The organism is Actinocatenispora rupis (assembly GCF_016861975.1).
GTDB classification, from domain to species: domain Bacteria; phylum Actinomycetota; class Actinomycetes; order Mycobacteriales; family Micromonosporaceae; genus Actinocatenispora; species Actinocatenispora rupis.
Genome location: NZ_BOMB01000012.1, coordinates 365,677 through 385,854 on the forward strand (window position 1 = coordinate 365,677; position 20,178 = coordinate 385,854).

The 20,178-nt window shown below is 72.3% G+C and carries 16 protein-coding genes and 1 pseudogene; 4 read left to right on the forward strand and 13 right to left on the reverse strand.

What is annotated here, in order from left to right; genetic code table 11:
• Positions 1 to 140: 140 nt before the first annotated feature.
• Positions 141 to 2,891: an AfsR/SARP family transcriptional regulator gene (locus tag Aru02nite_RS12095; protein WP_203657528.1), complete on the reverse strand. Its 2,751-nt coding sequence runs from the start codon at positions 2,889 to 2,891 to the stop codon at positions 141 to 143.
• 126 nt (positions 2,892 to 3,017) lie between these two features.
• Here Aru02nite_RS12095 and Aru02nite_RS12100 point away from each other — a divergent pair, with 126 nt between their 5' ends.
• The gene (locus Aru02nite_RS12100) at positions 3,018 to 3,932 is read left to right on the forward strand and encodes an endonuclease/exonuclease/phosphatase family protein (protein ID WP_203657529.1); all 915 of its coding nucleotides are present in this window, start codon (positions 3,018 to 3,020) and stop codon (positions 3,930 to 3,932) included.
• Between the two features lie 197 nt (positions 3,933 to 4,129).
• Here the strand turns inward: Aru02nite_RS12100 and Aru02nite_RS37450 are convergent, their stop codons facing one another.
• From Aru02nite_RS37450 to Aru02nite_RS12120, 5 genes and pseudogenes are all read right to left on the reverse strand, one after another.
• Positions 4,130 to 5,356, reverse strand: coding sequence for a tetratricopeptide repeat protein (locus Aru02nite_RS37450; protein ID WP_308446265.1), 1,227 nt, complete (start codon positions 5,354 to 5,356; stop codon positions 4,130 to 4,132).
• A gap of 354 nt (positions 5,357 to 5,710) precedes the next feature.
• Positions 5,711 to 6,463 (reverse strand): annotated as a pseudogene (locus Aru02nite_RS37190) (helix-turn-helix domain-containing protein); the annotation flags it as partial.
• A 182-nt stretch (positions 6,464 to 6,645) separates the two neighbouring features.
• The gene (locus tag Aru02nite_RS12110) at positions 6,646 to 7,650 is read right to left on the reverse strand and encodes a hypothetical protein (protein ID WP_203657531.1); all 1,005 of its coding nucleotides are present in this window, start codon (positions 7,648 to 7,650) and stop codon (positions 6,646 to 6,648) included.
• Positions 7,650 to 8,048, reverse strand: a complete 399-nt coding sequence (locus tag Aru02nite_RS12115; RefSeq protein WP_203657532.1) for a hypothetical protein — start codon at positions 8,046 to 8,048, stop codon at positions 7,650 to 7,652. Before Aru02nite_RS12115 ends, Aru02nite_RS12110 begins: the two co-directional genes overlap by 1 nt.
• A 77-nt stretch (positions 8,049 to 8,125) precedes the next feature.
• Complete coding sequence (locus Aru02nite_RS12120; RefSeq protein ID WP_203657533.1) at positions 8,126 to 8,707, reverse strand: YbaB/EbfC family nucleoid-associated protein; 582 nt, start codon at positions 8,705 to 8,707, stop codon at positions 8,126 to 8,128.
• 460 nt (positions 8,708 to 9,167) lie between these two features.
• Between Aru02nite_RS12120 and Aru02nite_RS12125 the strand changes: the two genes are divergently transcribed.
• Both Aru02nite_RS12125 and Aru02nite_RS12130 read left to right on the forward strand, forming a co-directional pair.
• Positions 9,168 to 10,577, forward strand: a complete 1,410-nt coding sequence (locus Aru02nite_RS12125) for an aminopeptidase P family protein (RefSeq protein ID WP_203657534.1) — start codon at positions 9,168 to 9,170, stop codon at positions 10,575 to 10,577.
• Between the two features lie 244 nt (positions 10,578 to 10,821).
• The gene (locus tag Aru02nite_RS12130; RefSeq protein WP_203657535.1) at positions 10,822 to 11,091 is read left to right on the forward strand and encodes a hypothetical protein; all 270 of its coding nucleotides are present in this window, start codon (positions 10,822 to 10,824) and stop codon (positions 11,089 to 11,091) included.
• On the opposite strand, the gene Aru02nite_RS12135 is transcribed toward Aru02nite_RS12130, so the two are convergent.
• From Aru02nite_RS12135 to Aru02nite_RS12150, 4 genes are all read right to left on the reverse strand, one after another.
• Positions 11,078 to 11,704, reverse strand: a complete 627-nt coding sequence (locus tag Aru02nite_RS12135) for a DNA glycosylase AlkZ-like family protein (protein WP_203657536.1) — start codon at positions 11,702 to 11,704, stop codon at positions 11,078 to 11,080. The genes Aru02nite_RS12130 and Aru02nite_RS12135 overlap by 14 nt on opposite strands.
• A 250-nt stretch (positions 11,705 to 11,954) precedes the next feature.
• Complete coding sequence (locus Aru02nite_RS12140; RefSeq protein ID WP_203657537.1) at positions 11,955 to 12,797, reverse strand: NAD(P)H-binding protein; 843 nt, start codon at positions 12,795 to 12,797, stop codon at positions 11,955 to 11,957.
• Positions 12,798 to 12,857: 60 nt separating this feature from the next.
• Complete coding sequence (locus tag Aru02nite_RS12145) at positions 12,858 to 14,042, reverse strand: epoxide hydrolase family protein (protein WP_203657580.1); 1,185 nt, start codon at positions 14,040 to 14,042, stop codon at positions 12,858 to 12,860.
• A 71-nt stretch (positions 14,043 to 14,113) separates the two neighbouring features.
• Positions 14,114 to 15,313: an epoxide hydrolase family protein gene (locus tag Aru02nite_RS12150; protein WP_203657538.1), complete on the reverse strand. Its 1,200-nt coding sequence runs from the start codon at positions 15,311 to 15,313 to the stop codon at positions 14,114 to 14,116.
• A 350-nt stretch (positions 15,314 to 15,663) separates the two neighbouring features.
• On the opposite strand from Aru02nite_RS12150, the gene Aru02nite_RS12155 reads away from it, so the two are divergent.
• Positions 15,664 to 17,592 (forward strand): sensor histidine kinase, encoded by a 1,929-nt coding sequence (locus Aru02nite_RS12155; protein ID WP_203657539.1) that lies wholly within the window; start codon positions 15,664 to 15,666, stop codon positions 17,590 to 17,592.
• Here Aru02nite_RS12155 and Aru02nite_RS12160 read toward each other — a convergent pair.
• From Aru02nite_RS12160 to Aru02nite_RS12170, 3 genes are all read right to left on the reverse strand, one after another.
• Complete coding sequence (locus Aru02nite_RS12160; protein ID WP_203657540.1) at positions 17,518 to 18,123, reverse strand: response regulator transcription factor; 606 nt, start codon at positions 18,121 to 18,123, stop codon at positions 17,518 to 17,520. The genes Aru02nite_RS12155 and Aru02nite_RS12160 overlap by 75 nt on opposite strands.
• A 102-nt stretch (positions 18,124 to 18,225) precedes the next feature.
• Positions 18,226 to 19,203 carry an RNA polymerase subunit sigma-70 gene (locus Aru02nite_RS12165; RefSeq protein WP_203657541.1) on the reverse strand — a complete coding sequence of 326 codons (978 nt, stop codon included), beginning with the start codon at positions 19,201 to 19,203 and terminating at the stop codon, positions 18,226 to 18,228.
• A gap of 16 nt (positions 19,204 to 19,219) precedes the next feature.
• Positions 19,220 to 20,077, reverse strand: coding sequence for an alpha/beta hydrolase (locus Aru02nite_RS12170; protein ID WP_203657542.1), 858 nt, complete (start codon positions 20,075 to 20,077; stop codon positions 19,220 to 19,222).
• Between the last annotated feature and the right edge of the window lie 101 nt (positions 20,078 to 20,178).

The window sequence follows — 20,178 nt, forward strand, 5'->3', positions numbered from 1 at the left end:
CCCGTCGCCGATCAGCCGCACTGCGACCACTCTGGCGGGTTGCCCGGTGCCGACCCGGCCGCACTCCCCTGCCGCATGTGCCCCCTTCATCGGGTACCGGCAGCCATGGGCCGGGGCAACGCCTCGACCGGCGTGACCGTTCAGGGGCTGGCGTCGTTCTCGCCGGCGTCGAGGGCCTTGAGGTGCCGGCGCAGCTGGTCGGCCCGCCACCGGTCGTCGAACTCGACGCAGATCTCCAGCGCGTCGCGGTACGCCGCGGCGGCCTGCGCGGTCCGCCCCAGATCGCGGTACAGGTCGCCGAACGTACCGAAGGTGATGCGTTGCGCCTCCCGGTCGGCGCAGCCGCGCTGGGCGTCGAGCGCCCGGCGCAGGCAGTCCTCGGCGCGGTCGTGCCGGCCCTGCTGGCGGTGCACGTCGCCGAGGTTGTTGAGGCACAATCCCTGCCCCTTGGGGTCGCCGAGGTCGCGGAACAGCTCCAGCGCCGCCTGGTACCGGTCCGCGGCCTCCGGGAACCGCCCGAGGTTGTCGTACACCACGCCGAGGTTGTTGAGGTTCCACGCCTCGCCGCGCCGGTCGGACGTACGGCGGAACAGTGCCGCGGCGGTCTCGTGGTGCGCGACGGCGTCGTCGAACCGCCCCAGGTCGTCGTACGCCACGCCGAGGCCCATCTGCAGCCGCGCCTGCCCGGCGAGGTCGCCGACGCGTTCCGCGGCGAGCAGGCCGACCCGGTGGGTGTCGAGCCAGTCGTCCCAGTGCTTGCTCAGGTAGAAGAAGGAGAGCAGCACCGCGGACAGCTGCCAGGTGACTCGGTCCTCGCCGCTGTCGGCCCCGGCGTGGATCGCCGCGACCATCGCGGCACGTTCGGCATGGAACCAGCGCAGCGCGTCGTCCCGGTCGTGGAACGTGCCGGTCGCGTCGCCGTCGTCGCCGGGCGGCTCGAACACCGGATGGAGGTGCGGGTCGAGCGCCTGGCGGGCCAGCGTCGCCGTCCGCCGGTAGTACCGCAGCAGCCGGCCCAGCGTCACCGAGCGCCGCTCGCCAGGTTCGCGGGTGTCGACCAGGTGCCGTGCGTACGCGCGGACCAGGTCGTGCATCCGGTACCGGTCGGGTGTCGTCTGTACCAGCAGGTGCTCGTCCAGCAACGACTCCAGCAGGTCCTCCGCCGTACGCGCATCCAGGTCGGCCGCCGCGGCCATCGACCGCGCGGTCGCGTCGGTACCGGGATGGGCGCCGAGCAACCGGAAGACCCGCTGCTGGGCCGGCGACAGCGCCCGGTACGACAGGTCGACGACGTCCTGCACCGCCCGGCTGCCGGCGACCAGCTCGTCGAGGATCCGGTGCCGGTTGCGCATCCGGGCGAGCAGGTCGCGCAACTGCCAGGCCGGGCGGGCGCGCAGCCGGTGCGCGGCGAGGGCCACCGCGATCGGCAGGTGCCCGCACAGCCGTACGATCTCCGCGGCCGCGTCCGGCTCGGCAGCGACCCGCGCGCCGCCCGCGTTGACCGCCAGGAACTCCACCGCGTCCGCCTCGGGGAACACGTCGACGTGCAGCGACACCGCGCCCTCCAGCGACAGGTTGCGGCGGCTGGTGACCAGTACCGCGCAGTACCGGCCGGCGGGCAGCAGCGGCAGTACCTGGTCCTCGGTGGCGGCGTTGTCGAGCAGTACCAGGACGCGCCGTTCGACCAGGTGGCTGCGGAACATCGCGGACCGGGCGCCCGGGTCGCCCGGGATCAGCTGGCCCGGCACGCCGAGCTGCCGGAGGAACGACTCCAGCACGTCGGACGGGTCGGCGGGCTGCTGGTCGGCGGTGACACCGCGCAGGTCGACGTAGAGCTGGCCGTCGGGGTACCGGTCGGCGTGCAGGTGACGGTGCGCGGCGTGCACCGCGAGGCGTGTCTTGCCGACACCGCCCATGCCGTGCAGGACGCAGATCGTCGGGGACTGGTCGGGCGGGCGGCGCAGCAGCTCGTCCAGCGCGCGCAGCTCGGTACGGCGACCGGTGAAGTCGATGATGTCGCCCGGAAGCTGGCACTGCCCCCACCACCCCGGCGCGCGGCCACCCGGCCGAATCCCCGTGCCAGCAGGCGATTCCCCCGCCCCGCTGGCGGAGCCGCCCGCCGTGACCGGTACCTGTTCGGGCGCCGGGCTGCCGGCGAGTATCTCGCGCTCGATGTCGCACAGCTCCGGGCCCGGGTCGATACCGAGCTCCTCGACCAGCATCCGCCGTCCGGTACGGAACACCGACAGCGCCTCGGACGTACGGCCCGAGCGGTGCAGCGCGAGCATCAGCTGCCCGCGAAGCCGCTCCCGTAACGGATGCGCCTCGACGAGGGTGGTCAGTTCCGGCACCAGATCGTGGTGCCGGCCGAGTACGAGGTCGGCCGCCAGCCGGTCCTCCAGTACGGCGAGGCGAAGCTCGGTCAGCCGGGTCGACTCGATCCGGACCGGTGCCGGTGGTTCGTCGATCCCGTCGTCCAGCCCGGAGTACGGTTCGCCCCGCCAGCAGCCGAGCGCCGCGGCGAGCTGCTCCGCGGCGGCACCGGCGTCGCCGTCCGCCCAGGCGCGCCGACCCCGCGCGGCCATCTCCTCGAACCGGTCGACGTCCACCTCACCCGGCTGTACGGCCAGGGTGTAGTCCGGTGCGGCGTAACGGATCCGGTCACGTCCGATCGTCTGCCGCACCCGGTACACGTAGGTCCGGAGGTTCTGCCAGGCGCTCGGCGGCGGGCGGCCGCCCCACAGCGCGTCCAGCAGCATCTCGTTGGACGCCGACCGGCCAGGCCGGCACAGCAGCACCGCCAGCAGTTGCCGCTGCCGCAACGACCCCATCCCGTACGGCCGGCCCGCGTCGTCGGTCACGGCCAGCCGCCCCAGCGCCTCGAACCGCATCCCTGCCCCCTTCCGGCGCGGCCAGGCCGATACACGCGGCCGCCGGATCGCAGCCATCGCGGGTGTATCGGCGGCTGACACGGTGACCGCACATCGCCCGAGTATCGATGATCTGGAGGAGACCAGATGTCCAGTAGACGACTCCGGGGGCTGCTCGTGGCCGCCGCGCTCGCGATCCCGCTGGCCGCCGCACCCGCCACGGGCGCCGCCGCGCAGGTGCGGCGACCCGCCGCCCCGCACACGCTCCGCGTGATCCAGATGAACCTGTGCAACAGCGGTTCCGCCCACTGCTTCACGAAGAAGCGGGACCACTACGGGAACATCGGTGACGACAACATCGCGAAGAAGACGATGGCGTGGGCGGTGAAGCGGGTGCACTCACTCGCCACCCCGCCCGACGTCATCACCCTCAACGAGATCTGCGGGAAGGACCTCCAGGGCCTCAAGAAGAAGCTCGGGTACAAGGGCGTCACCTACCGGGGCGACTCGTTCTTCCCGGTCAGGTCGAAGCACGGCGGCGCGCTGAAGTGCAAGTCCTCCCGCGGCTCCACCCGGTACGGGTCGGCCATCATCACGAAGGCCGCGCTGCCGAAGCCGTACGCGACGCACCGGGACTACCTGAAGTACCGGAGCCAGTGGCCGTACGTCGCGGAACGGCGCACGATGGGCTGCCGCAAGATGTCCGGCTTCACGGTTTGCACCACCCAACTGCTCAACATCGCGAAGCACGGCGGCCCCGACTCCAGGCGCCAGTACACGGAAGCACAGTGCCTGCAGATGATCGAGCGGGCACAGAAGTTCGCCGGCCGCGACCCGCTGATCATCGCCGGTGACCTCAACCTGAAGTGGAGCAAGAAGACACCGGCGGACCAGGCGTCACTCCGGCGCTGCATCAAGGCGTCCACCCGGTACGTGACCCGCAAGAGTGACGGGGACGTGCAGCACGTGATCACGACGATGCACGTCGCCAAGGTCGCGGCCAAGGCGTCGCCGAAGTGGATCACCGACCACCCGACCCTGTGGGTGAAGGCGACCCGCTGACATCCACGGGTACCGAGCCCCGGGCCGAAGGGGGTGGCCCGGGGCTCCCCCGCGTCCGTGCCACGCGCACGGGCGCCGCCGGACGGCCCGGACGAAGGCTGGCAAGCGGAGCCGGCGCGGCTGCTGGATTCCATCGCCGTCAAGCAGGGTCTCGCCGGCAGCTCGATAGCCGCTCACGGCCAGATGCGGGCGCGCGATCAGGTCGCCAGGGACACGTCGTCCACGCTCGTGCGGTCCTGATGCGGCACCGGGCCCAGACGGGCACGGGCGGTGGCAGCCAGCGGATGATCGTGGCGGTGGAGAAGCTCGTGGGCGGTCCGCCAGCGCGCACGGGCGTCGGCGTACCGGCCGAGGGCGGCGAGGGTGTCGCCGTACGAGAGGAGCCCCTCGGCGCGCATGAGCTCCGCACGGACGGCCCGGGCCATCTCCTGCTGCTCGCGGTGGTAGCGGAGCGCCTGCTGGAGATCGCCCGTCTGACGGTGAATGCCGGCGAGATTGCCGAGCAAGGTGATCTGCACGTACGCGTTGTTGTGCGCCCTCGTGACCGGCAGGGCGGCGAGGCTGTACCGCAGCGCCTCGGTGAGGTTGCCGCGCCGCTGGTTGATCTCGCCGATGTTGACCAGGCACAGGCCCTGCCGCCGGTGGTCCCCCACCTCCACGAACTCGTGGTACGCCCGGGTCATCTCGCCGATCGCGCCGTCGTGGTCGCCCTTCTCGGCGTGCACGCAGGCCAGGTCGAGGCGTACGCCGGCGGCGCCGGCCGGCTGGCCCAACGACAGGTACGTCTCCAGCGCCTCCTGGAAACTGGCCTGGGCGTCGTCGTAGCGGCGCTGGTCGAAGCGTGCCGAACCGAGCCCGCACAGGACCCGGGCGAGTACCTGGAGGTCGTCGAGGACGCGGGCGGAGGTGAGCGCGACGAGGAAGGTCGCGGCGCGGTCGTCGGCGTGGTGGCGCAGGACGAGATGGTGCTGCCGGGCGACGGCCAAGCGGCAGACGTCCTCGTGCAGGCCGAGGCCGGCGGCGGTCGACATGCTGGCGTCGAGGCTGCCCTGTTCCCGGTCGAACCAGGCCAGCGCGGCGTCCTCGGCATCGAAGTCCAACGGCGCGGGTTCGATCGCCGGGCCGGGCGCGAGGAGCCGGGCGGCGCCGATCGCCGTGGCCGCGCAGTGAGCCGTCCGGGCGTACCAGCCGACGAGCCGCCGCAGCGCCGAGGTGCGCTCCGCGTCGGGCAGTCGGGCGGCGAGGCGTCTCGCGTACACGCGGAGCAGGTCGTGCAGGGCGTACCGGCCGGGGGCCGTCTCCTCCAGCAGGTGAGCGTCGGCCAGCGCGTCCAGGTGCCGCGCCGCCTGCCTACGGTCGGTCTCGGCGAGCGCGGCAACGGGCTCGGCCGTGATCGTCGTACCCGGGTGCAGGCCGAGCAGCATGAACACCCGCGCCACGTCGGCCGGCAGCGTGTCGTACGACAGCGCGAACGCGCCGGCCACCCCGCGGTCGGCGACCGCCAGCTCGTCCAACCGGTCGTTCTCCGCGCGCAGCCGGGCGACCAGGTCCCGCACTGTCCACGATGGATGGTGGCGTAGCCGAGCGCCGGCGATCCGGATCGCCAGCGGCAACCGGCCGCAGAGCGCGACGACCTCGCGGGCGTCGGCCACCGGCAGCGGCGCGACGGATTCGGCGATCCGGTCGGACGCGACCCGGGTGAGCAGCCCGACCGCCTCCGGATCCGGCAGTACGGACAGGGTCAGCGTGCGCGCACCGTCCAGCGTCGTCAACCGGGCCCGGCTGGTCACCAGGACGGCGCAGGACTCGGATCCGGGCAGCAGCGGGCGTACCTGCGCGGCCGAGGCGGCGTTGTCGAGGACCACGAGCAGCCGGCGGCCGGCGACGGCCGCGCGCCACGCCGCGGCCTTCTCCTCCACCCCCGCCGGGGTAGACCCCACGCCCGCGTCGCGCAGCAGCACGTCCAACGCCGCCGACGGCGACAGCGGGCGCTGCCCTTCGGTGTGCCCGCGCAGATCCAGGAACACCTGCCCGTCCGGGAACCGTTCGGCCAGCGCGTGTCCGGCCTGTATGGCCAGGGTGGTCTTGCCGACGCCCGCCATGCCGTCCACGGCCACGATCCGGCCCGCCGTCGGTGTCGAGGAGTGGTCGAACGCGGCGAGTAGCTGCGTCAGTTCCCGCAGCCGACCGCAGAAGTCGCCGACTGCCCGCGGCAGGGCCCTCCGTACGCCCTTCGTCGCCGTGCTGCCGTCCCGGTGCCCGGTCCGCGCGGCATCATCGACCGCCTCGGCCGTCGGCGTGGTCGCACCTGCAGATCCTGGTGCATCACCGTCCAGTGCCGCTGTCGCCGCGGTGTCGCGGGCCGCGGCGATGAGCCGGTCCCGGTGTGCCTGGTCGAGGTGCAGCGCGTCGGCCAGAGCCGCCACGGTGGACAGCCGGGGCCGCCGTTTCGCGGTTTCGAGCGTGATGATCGTGTGTGCCGACACGCCCGACGCGTGCGCGAGCCGTTCCTGTGTCCAGCCGGCCGCGAGCCGGCATTCCCGTCAGACCGCGCCGAACGACTCCACCCGTACTCCCCCGCAGCGCACGGCCGTCGTCGGCCGGTCCTGATCCTCGCCCACCACATTAAGGACGGGGACCAAGCGCCGCGTCCTGGCGCCGATCACGGTGCGGGCCTTGCGATCCAGGGCGGCACGGACGGGAGGAGTGTGCGTCACATCGCGGTCCACCCCGCAGGCTGGGAGAACGCGCCGGGCGGCGGCGGGTACAGGCCGACGGCGTTCGGACCGGCGCTGTAGTACCACCGGTCGGCGGTGTCGTAAGCGGACCGCAGGTGGTCGCTCACCAGACCCTCCTGTTTGGCGATCAGGCCGGTCAGCTTGCCGATCGCCTCGTACATGCTGGAGATGACCTGGAGCGCGGTGGAGCCGTGGATGACCGCGTTCTGCTCGCCCGGCCCGGCGATCGTGGTGGCGTTGCCGGCGGCGGCGGCGATCGCGGTCATGCCGATCGCGGCGATCGGGACCTCGGCCAGGGCCGCGGCGGCCACCCACGCCACGTCGCTGGCGATCTGCAACGCGATGGTGGCCCCCGGTCCGACGCAGCCTCCGCTGCCACCCGCGTCGAGCACCTTGATGGTGTCGTGCCCGATCTGCTGGATGTCCTCGTACGCCCAGGTGAGGATCTTCTGGTGGGCGGCGATGCCCACGGTCAGCACCTTGGTCGTCTCGGTCTGGTGGTCCACGATGCAGTTGCGGCCACGGATGTTGTCGACGTACGTGCCGAACGCCTGCGCTCCGGCACCGACCCAGCCGCGGGCCTGGTTCGCGATCGCGTTCAGGGTCGGCGCGACGGCCACGGCCGGCGTCCACGAACCCGCGGGCGGCTGGTCGGCAGGATCGCCGGAAACGTCGTCACCGAGGGCCTGCCGGACCGCGTTGATCTGCCCGACGACCCGGTCACAGTCGTCGGGGTCGGGCCCGGCGAACGAGGCGAACAGCTCCGGAACGTCGGCGAGGGTGGAATGGAGGAAGTTCTTGTAGCCGGCCGGAAGCAGCGGCGGCGCCCCCGAATCCGGTGCCGGCGCACCCTGCCCGTACTGCATGGGCACGCCCGGCACGTAGCGCATCATCGAGTACTCCAGGGCGGCGCAGTGCACAGCGGCGTCCACGACCCCCTGCCCCATCCCCCGCAGTTCGTCCCGACTGGGTGCGCTCATCACCGACCGGCCTTCCCTGTGTCGACATGGTTCATGACGTTGGTGTCCTTCGCGCCCGGGAATCCCTCGTCCAGCGCCCGGACCTGGCCGTCCCATGCTTTCTGCAGGTCGTCCGCCGAGACGTGGTCGGTCGCCTGGTAACGCGCCTCGATCGAAAGCACCGTCCACGCGGCGTACTGCAGGTTGGTCGCGGAACTGTCGAACGCCTTGCGCAGCAGCTGCGCCAACCCCGACCACTGTTGCCCGGTCTCCTGCGCGCTGCTGACCGACTGCCAGCCGCTGCCGTCGACCCCGGTAGTCCCTGGATTCCATTCGAACAACGGCAATCCGTGCTGGGCGACGCCGTCTGCCATGCGGCCGAGGCGGGCGTAGTCGTCGACCAGCGCCGGCAGCAGCACCTGTCCGATGCTGAACAGGTCCGCCAGGTCGACGACAACCGCGTCGCGGCTCGGTCCCGAACCCTCGTCCTGATGTCTCATCGGCTTCCTCTCCAGTACCCCAGCACCCGGTACGGCGCGTCGTCCGACACCGGTACGTCCGGCACCGGTTCCTCGTACACCGCGCGGTGGATCCGCCCGGCCTGCGCGTGGTGGTCGGCCAGCAGCCGCGCCAGCGCGGTGTGCAGCCAACCCAGGAACTCGCCGACCGGGGCCGACCGCGTCACGCCGGTCCGGATCGACACCGTCCACTCCGCCAGCCCGCGCGCGCCCAGCCGGACCCGGCCGTCGCCGCCGTCACCGTGGCTGGCGATCGTCGCGACCCGCGCCCGGTACTCCCGCAGTCGCGGCCCGGCCACGTCGGGCATGTCGTCGTGCACCGGGCGGTCGATCGCCGCATCGGTCAGCTGCCGGTACTCCCGGCGGTAGGCCGCGTACCCGAGCCGGCCCAGCTGCGCCAGCTGATGCGCGAGCGTCGCCTCCGCATACCGGTGGTACGCCGCGGGCGGCAGCTCCACGCCCAGCGGCCGGCCGCGTCCGCTCACCACCGCGGTGATCCGCCCGTCCGGCGAGCTGATCCGTACCTGCAGCTGGTCGAGCCGGTCCGCCAGTTCCCCCATGACAGCCTCCTTGGATCCCGGAACGACCTCGGCGGACCCGTCGCCGATCGGCGCCAGCACACGGGATGCCGCAGGCGTGCGGCCATCACGACGACCAGACCGATCGTGGCCGCAGTCGGCGTACGCGACCATGACGTTCGGATGGCGTTTGCCTGGCGCTCCCGTACTGACGGTCGACGACACGCCCGTCGGGGCCCGGGATCAACAGCCCTGACCTACTCGCGGCGGAAAGGGCGGCGCGCCCTCCTGTCGCGGACCGGTCGCTCTCGACAGCACAGAACGCGGGCGCGCGAGGCGTTCCGTGAAGCGAACGGGTCGGGTGTGACGTCCGCGACCCGCGGCGCCGCCAGTACGGGACAACAGCCCCGAGTTGCCGGGAACTCCGCGGACGTACATTGACCGCGCAGCGCCCGGTGCCTAGCGTTCACCTCGTTCGGTATACGGAACAGCAGGAGGTGGGATGGCCCGCGAGCAGTTCGCCACCGGTAGCCACGACTGGCCGCCGACCGAGGCACTCAACGCGTTCATGAGCACCGGGTGGGCGGACACCGAGCGCCGCGACCTGGCCCAGCTGCCGGTCGCCGGGTTCGCCGCGAAGCGCCGCGACCGGCTGCGCGCCGCGTTCCCGGGCGAGCGGATCGTGGTACCCGCCGGGCGGTTGAAGACCCGCTCGAACGACCAGGACTACCGGTTCCGGGCGCACTCGAACCACGTGTGGTTGAGCGGAAACCAGCACCCCGACTCGGTACTGGTGGTCGAACCGGACGGCGACACCCTCTTCGCGCCCCCACGCTCCCGCCGGGACAACGGCGAGTTCTACCTCAGCCGTACCGGGGAGCTGTGGGCGGGCCGCCGGCCGTCGCTCGCCGAGTCCGCCGCCGAGCTCGGGCTAGCCACCCGCGACATCGCCGAGCTCGAACCGGCGCTGCGCACCGCCCTGCCCACCCGGGTACTGCGCGGCGTCGACGCCGACGTCGACGCGCTGGTCGGGCACGACGAGTACGCCGAGGCGGAGCTGGCCGCGGTGCTGTCCGAGCTGCGCCTGGTGAAGGACGCGTACGAGATCGAGCAGCTGCAGCTGGCCTGCGACATCACCGCGCGCGGCTTCGCCGACGTGGTGCGCGCCCTCGACCGGGCGAAGGCCACCTCCGAGCGGTACCTGGAGGGCACGTTCTGGCTGCGCGCCCGTACCGAGGGAAACGACGTCGGCTACCACTCGATCGTGGCCGCCGGCCCGCACGCCACGACGCTGCACTGGATCGACAACGACGGCCCGGTCCGCGACGGGGACCTGCTGCTGCTCGACGCCGGCGTCGAGACCCGCTCGCTCTACACCGCCGACATCACCCGGGTACTGCCGATCTCCGGTCACTTCACCCCCATCCAGCGCGACCTGTACGAACTCAACCGGGCGGCCAACGACGCGGCGCTCGCCGAACTGGTGCCGGGCGCGTCGTACCGCACCTTCCATCGGGCGGCGATGCGGGTCACCGCGTACGGGCTCGCGGACCTGGGGCTGCTGCCGTGTTCGGCGGAGGAGGCGCTGGATCCCGACTCGACGGTCTACCGGCGCTGGACGTTGTGCGGTTCCGGCCACATGCTCGGCCTCGACGTGCACGACTGCGCGGCGTCCCGGGCCACCGAGTACCTGGACGGCACGCTCGCGCCCGGCCACGTCCTGACCGTCGAACCCGGCCTGTACTTCCAACCCGACGACGAACTCGTACCGGCCGAGTTCCGCGGCCTCGGCTACCGGATCGAGGAGAACGTACTGATCACCGACGACGGCTACCGGCTGATGTCCGACGCGCTGCCGCGTACCGCGGCCGACGTCGAGTCCTGGATGTCCACAGTGGACACCGAACGCTGACCCGCGACCCGGCGGCCGTGATCAGTCCAGGGCGCCGGATCCGGAAGCGGCGCCAGAGCCGGTGCGGGCGTCGGGCGAGCGACCGTCATCTTTTCCTCACCAACCTCGACCCGTTGTACCGATGGGGCGGTACACCTGTCCGGAGGGACGATGTACATGTCCCCCAGCCAACGGACCGGCAGCACCCGGCCGCGGCGCCGGCCGGGCGACGCGAAGGGTCGACACGATGGCCATAGCAGTCGAGATGACCTTCCCAGGCGGCACCCTGGACCAGTACGACGAGATCACCGACAAGATGGGGTTCGCCCCGGGTGGACCGGGATCCCCGGGCGGGCTGTTCCACTGGGTCGCCGCAACCGACGACGGGCTCCGGATCGTCGACGTGTGGCAGGACCGCGAGACGTACCAGAGGTTCGTCGACGAACAGCTCGGACCTCGCGTGCGCGAGGCGGGAGCACCTGCCCCCACGGATGTCCACATCTACGAGGTCCACAACTACCTCACCGCAGGCTGAACCGCGCAGCGGGCACACCGAGGGAGCCAGCGACGGCGAGCCGCCGCCCCAGCCAGGACTCGGCGGTCGTGTGCCGGGACTCGCCGCCCCGCTGCCAGAACCCGCGCGGCGGAACCTGCACCATCGACAGGCGGTGCCGGGCGATCATGCCCAGCGCCCGTGGCGACGCCTCCGGCCACTGCTCGGCCAGCGCCGTACCGATGTCGTTGAAGGTCATCGGGCGGTCCTCGGTCAGCTGCCGCGCCCGGTCGGCCGCCGCCTCGATGTCGACACCGGCGAGCTGCCGGCCGAACGCCGACTTCAGGGTCCGGTCCTGCGGGACCTGCAGCACGGGCCGCAGGGTCAGGCAGTCGTCAGCGGTCACCGTGTGGATGGTGGACCGCTGCAAGCTGATCCGCACGAACTCGCGATCGGCCAGGCGTACCGAGAATGCGGCGGGGTCGAAGTCGGCGAGGCGGGACCACAGGGCCGTGTACGGGTTCTGCGGCAGCTGGGAATGCAGGCCGACGAGGTGCTCGACCGCGGCGGCCGGGTCCATCCGGTGCCGGCGCAGCAGAAGCTGCCGCGACAGCGTCGCCCGGTTGAGGTCACGGTTCTTGAGCATGGGAAACATCCGCATCAGGATAGGGAGACGAGATCCGGGGCCCCGCGGCGCCGACGTCGTACCGCACGCCGGCGCCACGGAGGAGGTCGATCGACGCGATGGTGCGGATCTCGCCCGGTTCGAGGGATCCGGTCAGCAGTTGCCCGACCCAGGCGAGTCGGCGCCGAAGCCCGAAGTCCCGTCGCCAGCACCCGTGGCACCGTGCCTGCCTTTCCGTCCACCTGGCGGGGGGGGCACCTGCCGCCCCCGCCGTCGTTGATCAGCCTCCGAAGTCGGCCCGGTGATCCTCGGCCCACTGGGCGTAGCTGCGGGCGGGGTGCCCGGTGATCTGCTCGATGACGTCGTTGACCGGCGCGGGCTTGCCGACCGCCTGCGCCATGAGAGCGAACAGCGCGGCCAGGAACTCGGGGTCCATGAACTGGCCCATCTGCTCCAGTACCGGCTCCGGGTCGAGGTCCTCGACGGTGAGCGGGCGCTTCAGCGTCTCGCCGAGGATACGGACCTGCTGTGTCTGGGTCAGCGACTCCGGACCGGTCAGGTCGTAGGCCCGACCCGGGTTCCCGCCGTCGATCAGGATCCGCGCGGCCACCTCGGCGACGTCCCGCTCGTGCACGGCGCTGAAGGCCGCTTCGGTGTACGGCGCGCGAATGATGTCACCGCCCTGGAGCTGCATCGCGAACGTCAACGAGTTGATGGCGGGGAACAGCAGCCGCAGGAACGTCGGCTCGATCCCGGACGCCTCGATGGCCCGCTCGACGTCGCGGTGGTACTGGGCGATCACGTCGGGCTGCCGTTCGGCGCCCGGGACGACCGCCCCCGAGGACAGGAACACCAGCCGCCGCACCCCGGCCTGGCCCGCGGCCGCCAGCAGCGGAGCGACATCCATCCCGTACTGCAGTACCAGGAAGGCGGCCTCGACGCCGGCCAGCGCCGCCGGCAGCGTCTCGGGCTTGGTCAGATCGCCCCGGACGACGTCGACGTCCGCCGGGAGCCCGGCCCGTTCGGGAGTACGGGTCAGCGCCCGCACCGGCGCACCTGCGGCGACCAGTTCCTCCACCGCCTGACGTCCGAAGTGAGCCGTGGCACCGATGACGAGATACATGGGATTCCTTCCGTGCGAGCACAGGGGTCTGTGGGGGTTCCGCCGACGACCGGCGGCGGGTCAGCGAACCTTGGCGAAGAACTGCCGGATGTCGCCGACGAGCAGGTCGGGGGCGTCGTGCGCGGCGAAGTGGCCGCCCCGGTCGAAGACGTTCCAGGAGAGTATGTTCGTGTGGTCGCGGTCGGCGAAGGCGCGGATGGACTGGAAGTCCCAGGCGAAGTTGGCCAGGCCGAGGGGCACGGTGGTCGGCTCGGGCACGGACGTACCGCGGCCGTTCGACTTCTGCTGTACGGGGGCCGCCGCCGCGTCCTCGTAGTAGAACCGGGCGGCTGAGGCGGCCGTGTTGGTCAGCCAGTAGATCATCACGTTGGTGAGCACGTACTCCGGGTCGAGGGACGCGCCGAGCAGCTGCGCGTGCCAGCCCAGCAGGCCGGCCGGGGAGTCGGCCAGGGCGTGCGCCAGGTTCTGCGGCTCGGTGGACTGGAGCTTGTCGTACGCGCCCCGGTTCTGGGTGAACCACTCGGCGAACGCGAGCTTTCCGCGCTCCTCCTCGGTGAGACCGGCCAGTTCGGCGGGGTCGCCCGACGGGAACGAGAAGACCTGCGTCACGTGCACGCCGCAGACGTGCCCGGGGTCGACCCGGCCCACCTCGGGCGAGATCAGCGATCCGCCGTCGTTGCCGACCGCGCCGTACCGGTCGTATCCGAGCCGGCGCATCAGCTCGGCCCAGGCCCGGGCCACCCGGTACCGGTTCCAGCCGGGCTCGCGGGTCGGCCCGGAGAAGCCGAAGCCCGGTACCGACGGGATGACCAGATGGAACGCGTCCGCCGGGTCGCCGCCGTGCGCGGCCGGGTCGGTCAGCGGGCCGATCACGTCCAGCCACTCGACCACCGTGGTCGGCCAGCCATGGGTCAGGATCAGCGGCGTCGCGTCCGGCTCCGGCGACAGCACGTGCAGGAAGTGGATGTGCTGACCGTCGATCTCGGTGGTGAACTGCGGGTACGCGTTCAGCTTCGCCTCCCAGGCCCGCCAGTCGTAGCTGGTGCGCCACCGCTCGACCAGCTGCTTGACGTAGCCCACCGGGACGCCGTACTCCCAACCGGGCGGCACCGGGCCGGCCGGCGCCGACTCGCCCGCGGGCAGTTCCTCCGCCCACCGGGTCCGCGCCAGCCGCTCCTGGAGATCGTCGAGGTCGGCCTGGGGGACGTCGATGCGGAACGAGGTGATCGTGCTGTCGTTCGCCATGGTCGGCTGCTGTGCCAGGTCGTCGATGTCCGCCTGCGGGCTGTCGACCTGAAGCGGCGTGATCTTGTCCCTCATCGTGACGCTTCTTCTGTCCCGCGTACGTCATGGGTCGTGCTGTTCTTGCCAGTCGGTCGCAGGGGGCGGAAGAAGCCGCGGATGTCGGCGACCATCAGCTCCGGCTCCAGGTGCGCGGCGTAGTGGCCGCCGCGGGCGTCGTAGAGGTTCCACTGGACGATGTTCGTGTGGTCGCGCTCGGCGAACGTCCGCACGCCGGAGAAGTCGCCGGCGAAACCGGCCAGCCCGAGCGGGAACGTACTCGGCTCGGCGGGTGCGGTGTCGGCGTTGGCGTCCTCGCGGTAGAAGCGGATCGAGGAGCCGCCGGTGTTGGTGAGCCAGTAGATCGCCGTGTTGGTCAGGACGAAGTCGTCGTCGAGACGCCGCCCACCCATCGCGTCGTCGTCCATCAGCTGCAGGTTCCAGCCGAGCAGGCCGACCGGCGAGTCGGCCAGCGCGTGCGCGAGCGTCTGCGGCTGCTGCGAGTGCAGCTGGTTGAACGAGAACTTCGACGCCATGAACCACTGCAACTGCTGCATCTGGGCCATGTCCTGCTCGGACATGCCGGCGAACTCGGCCGGGTCGCCGGACGGGAACGAGAACACCTGCGTGACGTGGACGCCGAGGACACGCTCGCCGGCGTACGCGGCCAACCGCGGCGAGATCATCGAACCCGCGTCGTTGCCGTGCGCCCCGTACCGCTCGTAGCCGAGGCGCGCCATCAGTTCCGCCCAGGCCGCCGCCGTACGGGTGCTGCCCCAGCCGGCCTCGGTGGTCGGCCCGGAGAAACCGAAGCCCGGCAGCGACGGGATCACCAGGTGGAACGCGTCCGCCGGATCCCCGCCGTGCGCGGCCGGGTCGGTCAGCGGGCCGATCAGGTCCAGGAACTCCACGACCGATCCCGGCCAGCCGTGGGTCAGGATCAGCGGCGTCGCACCGGACTCCGGCGACCGTACGTGCAGGAAGTGGATGGTCTGGCCGTCGATCGTGGTGGTGAACTGCGGGTGCTCGTTGATCCTCGCTTCCTGTGCGCGCCAGTCGAAACCGGACCGCCAGTGTTCGACCAGCCGGCGCAGGTCGTCCACATCCACCCCGTAGCCGGCATTCGGCGCCGGCTCGGTCCAGCGGACCCGGTCCAGCCGGTCCCGCAGATCGGCAAGGTCGGAATCGGGTACGGAGACCCGGAACGGTCGGATCGCGGTGTCGTCGTTCGTCATGCTCTCAGCCTGCGGTGACGGCGGCGCCGACGACAGTGCGTGCGGCACCGGTCGGCCGGCACAGTGCCGGTTCCCGCCGTTCGCTCTGCATGTCCGGCCGTGCAGTTTGCACGACGGCACGCCTGATCCCGTTGGTACGCAACGGAAAGCGCGCCGCACCGGTGCTGGGGTGCCGCGCTGTCCGGTTCCTGGTGATGGTGTCGCACGACCGCGGCGGACCCGGTCTGTCCGCAGTCGGCGCCGACGACGGTGCGTGAGGCACCGACCGGCAGAGCCGGTGCCCGTACGCTGCTTTGACACTGCACATCGGACCTGTGCACCATGCAGTTCGTCGAGGTCAGGGGGGCGGAGTGCGGGCAAGGCCGCAGCTGGCACTCGTGCTGCTGACCGTCACGCTCTGCGCCTGGTTCGTGGCCCGCAGCGGCTTCGTCTTCTCCTCCGAGTACGGACCGTCAGCGGTGCACGGGGTGACCGCCGGGATCGCCGTGACGGCGATCGCCGGGGTCTGCGCGCTGCTGTACGTGATCGCGACCCGGCGCCCGCCCCCGCCCGTCGCCGCCGGCCTCGTGGCCGCCCAGGCCGTCCTCGCCTTCGCCCCGTACGTCGTGATCGGCGGGGTGTGGGGCCCGGTCGGGGGCGGTGTCGTCGCGTCGCTGCTGTTCGTCGCGCCGCGGCGGGTCGGCTGGCCGCTGTCGGTCCTCGCCGTCGCGGTGGACATCGCGCTGAGCGCGGCGTTCCAGGAACCCGGGGTGGACGGGTTGGCGCTGGTCGGCCGGCTGGTCATCGATGTCCTGGTGGGGTTGAGCCTGTTCGGGGTGGTGTTGCTGACCGACCTGACCCGGCGGGTCGCCGCCGAGCGGACCGCGTACACGGAACTCGCGGTGGCGGCGGAGCGCCTCGACAACGCCGAACACCTGCGTACGGCGCTGGGCGAGGAGCTGGCCGCGGTACACCGGCTCAGCGGGCTGGGCGTCGACGACGCGGACACCCGTACCCGGCTGGCCGATATCGCCGCGCACGCCCGGAACGCGGCGCGCGCCGCGCGCTCGATCACCGATCTCCGGCGCGCGATGCCCCCGCGCCCGGCCGGTACGGACACCGCGCCGGCGACCACGATCTCGCCGCGGCTGGCCCGGTCCTTCACCCTCGCGACGACGATCGGCTGCGCCCTGCTCGTCCTGGTGAACCTCGCCTACTACGTCCGGCCGGGTACCGCCGGGTGGGTGCTCGCGGTGCTGATCCTGGCCGGTTCCGTTGGCCTGCAGATGTACCACGGCGCGCCGCAGCTGGGCGACCGCGTACCGCGGTGGTGGCGGTGGACGTTGCCTGGCCACCTCGTCGTACTGCTGGTCGTGGTCGCGCTCACCGGTACGCACTTCGCCCCGGTGATCGTGCTGGTCGCCGGCGCGGTGCTCTACCGGTACCGTCCCGCCGTCTCCGCCGGAGTCCTGACGGTCGTACTGGTGGCACTGCTGCTGGTGCAGCCGCCGGGCACCACCCTCGGCGACCGCACCTACCTGGTCGCGAGCCTGACCGCGACCCTCGTCCAGGTGTACGCCTACTGCCGGCTGCCGGAGCTCGCGCGGGACCTCACCGAGACGCGCGACGGGCTGGCCCGGCTGGCGGTGGTACGCGAACGGCTCCGGGTCGCGCGCGACGTCCACGACCTGCTCGGCTTCAGCGTCGCCGGCATCGGGCTCAAGGCCGAACTGGTCGCGCGGCTGGTCGACACCGACCGGGCCAGGGCCCGCGACGAGATCGCCGAACTCGGGCGGCTCGCCGAACGTGGACTCCGGGAGGTCCGCGCGGTGACCGCAGGCACCCACGAGCTGCACCTCGCCGAGGAACTCCGGACCGCCAGGTCGCTGCTCGACACCTCGGGCATCCGAGGAGACGTGACCGTCGACGCCCCCGCAGTACCGGGTGGCGTCGACACGCTGCTGGCGACCGTGCTGCGCGAGGCGGTCACCAACGTCGTACGCCACGCCACCGCGAGTACCTGCACGATCACCCTGACCGTACGGGACGACGCGGTGACGCTGCGGGTCGTCAACGACGGTGCCGCCGGCGCGGGCACCACGCGACGGGCCGGCACCGGCCTCGCCAGCCTGGGCGCCCGGGTCACGGCCGCCGGCGGACGGTTCAGCGCCGAGACCCGCGGCGACACGTTCGTCCTCACCGCCGACGTACCCGTGCGAGAGCGGCTACAGCCACCCCGCCTCGGCCGCGATCCGGATCGCGTCGACCCGATTACGGGCGTCGAGCTTGGTGACGGCTGAGGCCAGGTAGTTCCGGACCGTTCCGTACGTCAGGAAGAGGCTGGCGGCGACCTCCCGCGGCGTCGCGCCCGACGCGGTCAGCCGGAGCACCTCGGTCTCCCGTTCGGTGAGCGGGCTGCCGGTCGAGCCGAGCGCCACGTACGCCAGCTGCGGATCGAGCACCCGTCCACCGGCGGCCACGGTACGGATCGCGTCGGCGACCTCGCGCGGCCCGGAGTCCTTGAGCATGAACCCGGCCACCTCCGCCTGCACGCCCCGTTGCAGGGTGGCCGGACCGCCGACCCCGGTCAGGACCAGGGTCCGGCAGGTGGGCAGTTCCCGCCGCAGGCGGGTGGCCGCCTCGATGCCGTCGATGCCGGGCATGTCGATGTCGATCACCGCGACGTCCGGCTGGTGCCGCAACGCGGCCGGAACGACCACATCGCCCCGGTCGACCGCCGCGACGACCTCGATGTCGTCCTCGTGACCCAGCAGCTCCGCCAGCGCCTCCCGCAGCACGCGCACGTCCTCCGCCAGCAGTACTCGGATCACCGCGGCTCCTCCTCGTTCCCGGTCAGCGTACGTCGGCGCCGGTCGACGTGGCGTCGGCGACGAGCCGGACATCGTCTTGGCGGCCAAGGCGCGGCGGCGCGGTCAGCTGGCGGGCGTGAGCGTGGCCGGAAGGCCGAAGCGTACGACGAGGTCGGCCCCACCGTCGAAGACGGTGATGCGGGCGATGCCACCGGGCGTCGCGTCCAGTACGCCGACGCCGAAGGCCCGGTACGTGTCACCGTCGCGGCGGTACGCGGCTGCCGCCGGTTGGCCGTTGGCGAGGGTGGGCAGCATCCGCCAGCTGCCGGCGGTTCCGACGACCGTGGTCAGGAACCGCAGGCACGTCGCCCGGCCGGCGAACCACGTGGCCGTGCCGACCAGTTCGATCGCGGCGTCGGCGCGCAGCGCGCGTTCGAGGGCGACGGTGTCCGCCCGTTCGAACCCCGCCATGTACTGCGCCAGCAGCTCGCGGGCGCGCGGCTCGGTCGGCTCCAGTACCTCGTCGTGCCGGGGCAGGGCGGCGTCGAGCGTGGCGCGGGCGCGCTGGAGCAGGCTCTTGACCGCCGGGACCGTGGTACCGAGCATGGCGGCGACCTCCGCGGCGGGGAACGAGAGCGCCTCCCGCAGCAGCAGTACGGCGCGTTGCCGGGGCGGGAGCAGCTGGCAGGCCGCCACGAGCGCCAGCCGCAGGCTGTCGCGGTTGGCGACCACGGTGGCCGGATCGGCCTCCGCGGGAGTGGCCAGGGCGTCCGGCAGCGGCTGCAACCACGCCACCCCGTCGACGGGCGCCGGCGCGGCGTCCGGGTCCACCTGCGGGGCGCCGAGACCGGACGGTACCGCCCGCCGGGACCGCTGCGTCAGCGCCCGGAGGCAGGCGTTGGTGGCGATGCGGTACAGCCAGACGCGCAGCGACGACCGACCCTCGAACGTGCCGTACGACCGCCACGCCCGCAGGTAGGTCTCCTGTACCAGATCCTCGGCGTCGTCGAGGGAGCCGAGCAACCGGTAGCAGTGCGCCCGCAGCTCCCGCCGGTACGGCTCGGTCAGGGTGGCGAAGTCGTCGGCACGTCGGCTGGTCATGCGGTGTACTCCCGCCTCATCGCTCGGCATGCAGGATCGGCCGGACCCAGGCCGCGAGACGGTCGAGCGCATCGTCCGCCTCGGGCGCGCGCCCAGCCGCCATCTGGAACGTGTGCAGCATGCCGGGGAACACCTCCAACTGGACCTCGACACCGGCGCGCCGGGCGCGATCGGCCAACCGGCGGGCGTCGTCGAGGAGCGTCTCGTCCCCACCGACCTGGATGTACGTGGGCGCCAGCCCGGTCAGCTCCGCGTACAGCGGGTTGGCCATGGGGTCGCGTGGGTCGCCGGTCTCGCCGAGGAACGCCGACGCGATCGTGGCCACCGCGTCCCGCTGGAAGAACGGGTCCAGCTCGCCGTTGGTCCGGTACGAGTCGCCGGACGTCTCCATGGCCACCCACGGCGACAGCAGCAGCGCCGCGCCCGGCAGCGGCAGGCCCAGCTCGCGGGCGCGGAGCTGCACGGTGATGCAGGCGCCACCGCCCGCCGAATCGCCCACGACGGCGATGTGACCGGGCTCGATGCCCCGATCGAGCAGCCACCGGTACGCGGCGGTCACGTCGTCGAGCTGCGCCGGGTGGGTCGCCACCGGCGCCAACCGGTACTCGAACAGCAACCCCCGTACGCCGGCCCGCTTCGCCAGGTGCCCCAGCAGCTTGCGGTGCGTGTACAGGGAACCGCTGAGGAACCCGCCGCCATGGATGCACAGCAACACCCGGTCGGCCGCCGCGCCCTTCGGCGTCACCCACATCCCCGGCATCCCGGCGACGTCCACCTCGGTGTAGTCGACGCCGCGCGGTTCGGCCGTGAGGTCACCCCACGCCTCGTCGTCCTTGCCCTCGAAGGCCGGATCGATCCAGGACCTTCGCGACACCACCCAATGTTCCCGAACCTTCTCGGACTGCGTACTCGGCACCGGTCCACTCCTCTGTGCGACGTGACAAGCCTGCACCCGTGCAGATCCGCGGCACCTCC